This is a genomic window from Limosilactobacillus sp. DJ3M12 (assembly GCF_947381695.1).
GTDB classification, from domain to species: domain Bacteria; phylum Bacillota; class Bacilli; order Lactobacillales; family Lactobacillaceae; genus Limosilactobacillus; species Limosilactobacillus kinnaridis.
Genome location: NZ_CANCWY010000005.1, coordinates 99207 through 105206, shown reverse-complemented (window position 1 = coordinate 105206; position 6000 = coordinate 99207). Strand labels below are relative to the sequence as shown.

At 38.8% G+C, this 6000-nt stretch carries 5 protein-coding genes and 1 tRNA gene; 5 read left to right on the top strand and 1 reads right to left on the bottom strand.

Annotated elements, in window-relative coordinates; all coding sequences use genetic code 11:
* Positions 1 to 222: 222 nt before the first annotated feature.
* Positions 223 to 816: an ATP-dependent Clp endopeptidase proteolytic subunit ClpP gene (clpP, locus tag QOS06_RS04950; protein WP_003666435.1), complete on the top strand. Its 594-nt coding sequence runs from the start codon at positions 223 to 225 to the stop codon at positions 814 to 816.
* Between the two features lie 158 nt (positions 817 to 974).
* Here clpP and QOS06_RS04945 read toward each other — a convergent pair.
* Positions 975 to 1046: transfer RNA gene (locus QOS06_RS04945), tRNA-Arg, on the bottom strand.
* Between the two features lie 268 nt (positions 1047 to 1314).
* Between QOS06_RS04945 and gap the strand changes: the two genes are divergently transcribed.
* The 4 genes from gap to eno all read left to right on the top strand — a co-directional run bounded on the left by gap (position 1315) and on the right by eno (position 5899).
* A complete protein-coding gene (gap, locus tag QOS06_RS04940) occupies positions 1315 to 2322 on the top strand; it encodes a type I glyceraldehyde-3-phosphate dehydrogenase (RefSeq protein ID WP_003666436.1) in 1008 nt (335 codons plus the stop codon).
* A gap of 90 nt (positions 2323 to 2412) precedes the next feature.
* On the top strand, positions 2413 to 3618 hold the full coding sequence (locus tag QOS06_RS04935) for a phosphoglycerate kinase (RefSeq protein WP_035155103.1): 1206 nt from the start codon (positions 2413 to 2415) through the stop codon (positions 3616 to 3618).
* A gap of 118 nt (positions 3619 to 3736) precedes the next feature.
* Positions 3737 to 4486 carry a triose-phosphate isomerase gene (gene tpiA / locus QOS06_RS04930; RefSeq protein ID WP_003670435.1) on the top strand — a complete coding sequence of 250 codons (750 nt, stop codon included), beginning with the start codon at positions 3737 to 3739 and terminating at the stop codon, positions 4484 to 4486.
* A 90-nt stretch (positions 4487 to 4576) separates the two neighbouring features.
* Positions 4577 to 5899, top strand: coding sequence for a phosphopyruvate hydratase (gene eno / locus QOS06_RS04925; protein ID WP_003666443.1), 1323 nt, complete (start codon positions 4577 to 4579; stop codon positions 5897 to 5899).
* The last annotated feature ends 101 nt before the right edge of the window (positions 5900 to 6000 follow it).

The window sequence follows — 6000 nt, the reverse complement described above, 5'->3', positions numbered from 1 at the left end:
AACTCCATATGAAGTATTCATGTCTTACGTCACTGATGAGCAACTATTTTCTTTCTAACTTAAATTGACATTTCGGGATTTAATTAAATGGTCAAGAATATTTTGCAAAAAAAGATTAAATAATAGTTAAAACATTTGACCTTTTTTGACCAATCGAGTATAGTATTATTATCCGTTAGCATATAAGACTAACGAGTGCTAATTTATTAAGGAGGCCATATTATGAATTTAGTACCTACTGTCATTGAGCAATCATCTCGTGGTGAACGTGCTTATGACATCTACTCACGGCTTCTGAAGGACCGTATCATTATGCTCTCTGGTCCAATTGAAGACGAAATGGCAAATTCAATTGTTGCGCAACTTTTATTCCTTGATGCGCAAGACTCAACTAAAGATATTTATTTATACATTAATTCACCTGGTGGAGTTGTTACCTCAGGAATGGCAATTTATGACACCATGAACTTTATTAAGGCTGATGTTCAAACTATTGTAATCGGAATGGCTGCTTCGATGGCCAGTGTACTAGTATCATCTGGTGCTAAGGGTAAGCGTTTTGGATTACCACACTCACAAGTTTTGATTCATCAACCATCTGGTGGAGCTCAAGGTCAACAGACTGAAATCGAAATTGCTGCTACTGAAATTTTGAAGACACGGAAGATGCTTAACGGAATCCTTGCTAAGAATTCTGGTCAACCTATCGAGAAGATTCAGGCTGATACTGAACGTGATCATTACTTGACAGCACAAGAAGCAGTAGATTACGGCTTACTTGATGGTGTAATGGAAAATAATTCAAAATTAAAGTAAAGTGATAATTAAAAAGATCTCCAATTATTCGATTAATTTCGAATGACGGAGATCTTTTTTATTATCAAAACGTGCGTGGAAATTAACAGCCTTGTGGCGACTGTAATATATTAAAAATGAAAAAAGGCTGTCGAAAAAATTCAACAGCCTTATAAAAATGCGCCCCCCGAGAGTCGAACTCGGATCTCGAGAACCGGAATCTCACGTGCGATCCATTACACTAAGGGCGCGTCAACAAGTATTATACTATCTTAAATAAGAATGAATTGCAAGCATTATTTGAAAATTTTAATTAAAATAACGCTTACATCAGAAAAATGTTGTGATTGAATAGACAATTTTTTTGAAGATGGTATCATAAGTATCGTAGGAGTTGTATTATTGCTTAGACCTTACCACTGCGTCACTTACAATGGTTGAGAGTTGCGATGCTGATGTAATGTGATAAACTAAGCAAGTACACTAATTATGTTTTTTCCTAAAGGAGGAATTTGCAGTATGACTGTAAAAATTGGTATTAACGGTTTTGGCCGTATTGGTCGCTTAGCATTTCGTCGGATTCACGAACTTAACACAAATGATATTGAAGTTGTTGCAATCAACGATTTGACTACTCCTTCTATGTTGGCTTACTTACTTAAGTATGACTCAACTCATGGTAAGTTCCCAGGTGAAGTTACATCTACTGATACTGGTATTGTTGTTGATGGTAAGGAATACCCTGTATACGCTGAACGCGATGCTCGTAACATTCCTTGGGTAAAGAACGATGGTGTTGACTTTGTTCTTGAATGTACTGGTTTCTACACTTCTGCTGAAAAGTCACAAGCACACATTGACGCTGGTGCAAAGCGTGTATTGATTTCAGCACCTGCTGGTAACATCCCAACTGTTGTTCCTGGTGTTAACCTTGATACTTTGACTAAGGATGACATTATCGTATCAGCTGGTTCATGTACTACTAGCTGCTTGGCACCAATGGCTAAGGTCTTAAATGACGAATTTGGTGTTAAGGTTGGTACTATGACTACTATCCACGCATTTACTTCTACTCAAGCTATCCTTGATGGTCCTCGTGGTAAGAAGATGCGTAACAACCGTACTGCAAGTGTAAACACTATTCCTCACTCAAGTGGTGCTGCTAAGGCTATTGGTTTAGTTATTCCTGAATTAAACGGTAAGCTTTCAGGTCACGCACAACGTGTTGGTGTTGTTGATGGTTCATTAACTGAACTTGTTTCAATTTTGGACAAGAAGGTTACTGTTGACCAAATCAACGATGCTATGAAGAAGGCTACTAACCCAGCATTCGGTTACACTGAAGATGAAATTGTTTCAACTGATATTATCGGTTCAACATACGGTTCAGTATTCGATCCTTCCCAAACTGAAATTATGGAAGGTGACGATGGTTCACAATTAGTTAAGACTGTTGCTTGGTATGACAACGAATACGGTTTCACTAGCAACATGATCCGGACTTTACTTCACTTTGCTACTCTTTAATTTGAAGTAAAATTAAACTAATTTGATTAAGGTGGGAGGAGGACTACTCCGCCCGCCTTTTTTTATCAAGAGAAGAGGAGACATAATACAATGGCTAAATTAACTGTTGAAGACCTTCCTTTAGAAGGCAAGAAAGTATTAATGCGTGTTGACTTTAATGTTCCAATTAAAGACGGCGTTGTTGGTGACGACAATCGAATTGTTGCAGCTTTACCAACAATTAAATATGTTATTGACCATGGTGGTCGAGCAATCTTATTCTCACACCTTGGCCGAATTAAAAAAGAAGAAGATAAGCCTGGACTTTCACTTCGCCCAGTTGCAGAACGTCTTTCTAACTTACTAAACAAGCCAGTAACATTTGTTCCAGTTACTGAAGGTAAGCAATTAGAAGATGCTATCGACAACATGAAGAATGGTGATGTTTTACTTGTCCAAAACACCCGTTACGAAGACGTTAAGGATGGCGAATATGTAAAGCGTGAATCTGGTAATGATCCTGAATTAGGTAAGTACTGGGCTTCTCTTGGTGATGTATTTGTAAATGATGCTTTTGGTACAGCTCACCGTAAGCACGCTTCTAATGTTGGTATTGCTACTAACATGCCAGGCAAAGCAGCAGCTGGTTACTTGATGGAAAAGGAAATCAAGTTCTTAGGTGATGCAGTAGATAATCCTGAACGTCCATTTGTTGCCATTCTTGGTGGTGCAAAGGTTTCTGATAAGATTGGTGTTATTGATAACCTTCTTGACAAGGCAGACAAGATTATTATCGGTGGTGGAATGGCTTATACCTTCTACGCTGCTAAGGGAATCAAGGTTGGTAACTCACTTGTTGAAAAAGACAAGATTGACGTTGCTAAGCAAATCTTAGACAAAGCTGGCGATAAGCTTGTATTGCCAATTGATAATGTAGTAGCTGATAAGTTCAACAATGATGCTGATACAAAGGTTGTTGAAGGTGATATTGACGACGGTTGGATGGCTCTTGATATTGGTCCTAAGTCTGTTGAAGAGTTCAAGAACGTATTAAAAGATGCCAAGACTGTTGTTTGGAATGGACCAATGGGTGTATTTGAAATGCCAAACTTTGCTAAGGGTACGCTTGAAATTGGCAAATTCCTTGGTACATTAACAGATGCTACAACAATTGTTGGTGGAGGAGACTCAACTGCTGCAGTTAAGGAATTGGGTGTTGCTGATAAGCTTACTCACATTTCAACTGGTGGTGGTGCATCATTAACTTACCTTGAAGGTAAAGAATTGCCTGGAATTGCCGCAATTTCTGACAAATAATTAATGTTTAACTACTATTTATAATTCTTATATAAGAGGCTGAGAAAACTTTTGCTTTTCTCAGCCTCTTACCATATCTTGGTATTAACAATAAAATGGTAGATAGGAGGGTCAAATAATGAGAGTACCGATTATTGCTGGCAATTGGAAAATGCATAAGGATGTACAAGAAGCTGTCTCTTTTATCGAAAAAATAAAAAATCAGCTTCCACCTGCCGACCAACTTGAAACAGCAATTGCTGCTCCTACTCTTTGTTTGGTACCAATGGTTAAAGCGGCTAAAGAATCTCCATTAAAAATAATGGCAGAAAACTGCTATTATAAGAATGAAGGAGCCTATACTGGTGAAACAAGTCCATATGCTTTATACCAAGCAGGAATCCATCATGTAATTTTAGGACATTCTGAACGCCGAACTTACTTTAATGAAACTGATGAATTAATTAATAAAAAAGTGAAGGCAGCATTAGTAAACGGGTTATGTCCGATTGTTTGTTGTGATGATACTATGCGTCGACGAGTTGCTGGAAAGAAAGTTCATTGGGTGGTGAGCCGAATTCTCGCTGATCTTCATGGATTGACCAATGACGAAATTTGTCATGTTACGGTTGCTTATGAACCTAGTTGGGCGATTGGAACAGGCGAGAGTGCTGATCCAGAACAAGCGGCGGAAGGTTGTTACCTTATTCGCCAGACGATTAGTGATATGTATGGCGATGAAGTTGCAAATAATGTTCGAATTCTCTATGGAGGAAGTGTGACAACATCTAATATCAATGCACTAATGGCAAAAAATGATATTGATGGTGTTTTAGTCGGAGCGGCGAGCTTAAATCCAGAAACATTTTTACAATTAGTTCACCATTAGGCGGTTAAATGCTTGTTTTTAATTGTGTAAAATAATACAATGTTAAGTGGAATTGCTTTCCAAATAAATGACAGAGGAGAGATTCATCAAATGTCACTCATTACAGATATTTATGCACGTGAAGTCCTTGATTCACGTGGTAACCCAACAGTTGAAGCAGAAGTTTACACAGAAGCCGGTGGTGTAGGCCGCGGTATCGTTCCTTCAGGTGCTTCAACTGGTGAACACGAAGCTGTTGAATTACGTGACGGCGACAAGAACCGTTTTGGCGGCAAGGGTGTTTTAAAGGCTGTTTCAAACGTAAACAACATTATTGCTAAGGAAATCGTAGGGATGGAAGTTACTGACCAAATCGCTATCGATAAGGCAATGATTAAGTTAGACGGTACTCCAAACAAGGGTAAGTTAGGTGCTAACGCTATTTTAGCTGTTTCATTAGCTGCTGCTCGGGCTGCTGCTGACGAATTACAAGTACCTCTTTACAACTACCTTGGTGGTTTCAACGCTCATGTATTGCCAACACCAATGATGAACGTTATTAACGGTGGTGCTCACTCAGATAACAAGGTTGACTTCCAAGAATTCATGATTATGCCAGTTGGTGCACCAACTGTACGTGAAGCTATTCGTTGGGGTTCAGAAACTTTCCACGCTTTGAAGAAGGAATTGGAAGCTGCTGGTAAAGTAACCTCTGTTGGTGACGAAGGTGGATTTGCTCCTGACTTTGCTAACAACGAAGAACCATTCGAATACTTAATCAAGGCTATTGAAGATGCTGGTTACAAGCCAGGTAAGGACATTGCCATTGCCTTTGACGTTGCCGCTTCAGAATTATGGAACGACGAAGACAAGAAGTACAAGCTTCGTTGGTCAACTGGTGAAGAATACACCACTGAAGAATGGATTAACTACTTATCCGGTATTATTGAAAAGTACCCAGTAGTATCTGTTGAAGACCCAATTGACGAAAACAACTGGGATGATTGGGTAACTATTACTGATAAGTTAGGCAAGAAGGTTCAACTTGTTGGTGATGACTTCTTTGTAACTAACACTGATTACTTGAAGAAGGGTATCCAAATGGGTGCTGCTAACTCAATCTTAATCAAGCTTAACCAAATTGGTACTTTAACTGAAACTGTTGAAGCTATCGAAATGGCTAAGGAAGCTGGTTACACTGCCATCGTTTCACACCGTTCTGGTGAAACTGAAGACACTACTATCGCTGACTTGGTTGTTGCTACAAACGCCGGACAAATCAAGACTGGTTCTATGAGCCGGACTGACCGTCTTGCTAAGTACAACCAATTAATGCGGATTGAAGATCAACTTGGTGATGTTGCTCAATACAAGGGTATCCACTCATTCTACAACTTGAGTCAACAAGCTCGTCAAGACATCGAAAATCGTTAATTTTAAGCATTAGTTAAAAATCAAAAGGACTATGGAGAAAATTCCATAGTTCTTTTTAGTTACAAATTATTTAATTAAGATTAAAAACGATTACATCATTT

Coding starts and splice junctions, on each gene's coding strand:
- clpP (WP_003666435.1), top strand. CDS start 223: ATGAATTTAGTACCTACTGTCATTGAGCAATCATCTCGTGGTGAACGT.
- gap (WP_003666436.1), top strand. CDS start 1,315: ATGACTGTAAAAATTGGTATTAACGGTTTTGGCCGTATTGGTCGCTTA.
- QOS06_RS04935 (WP_035155103.1), top strand. CDS start 2,413: ATGGCTAAATTAACTGTTGAAGACCTTCCTTTAGAAGGCAAGAAAGTA.
- tpiA (WP_003670435.1), top strand. CDS start 3,737: ATGAGAGTACCGATTATTGCTGGCAATTGGAAAATGCATAAGGATGTA.
- eno (WP_003666443.1), top strand. CDS start 4,577: ATGTCACTCATTACAGATATTTATGCACGTGAAGTCCTTGATTCACGT.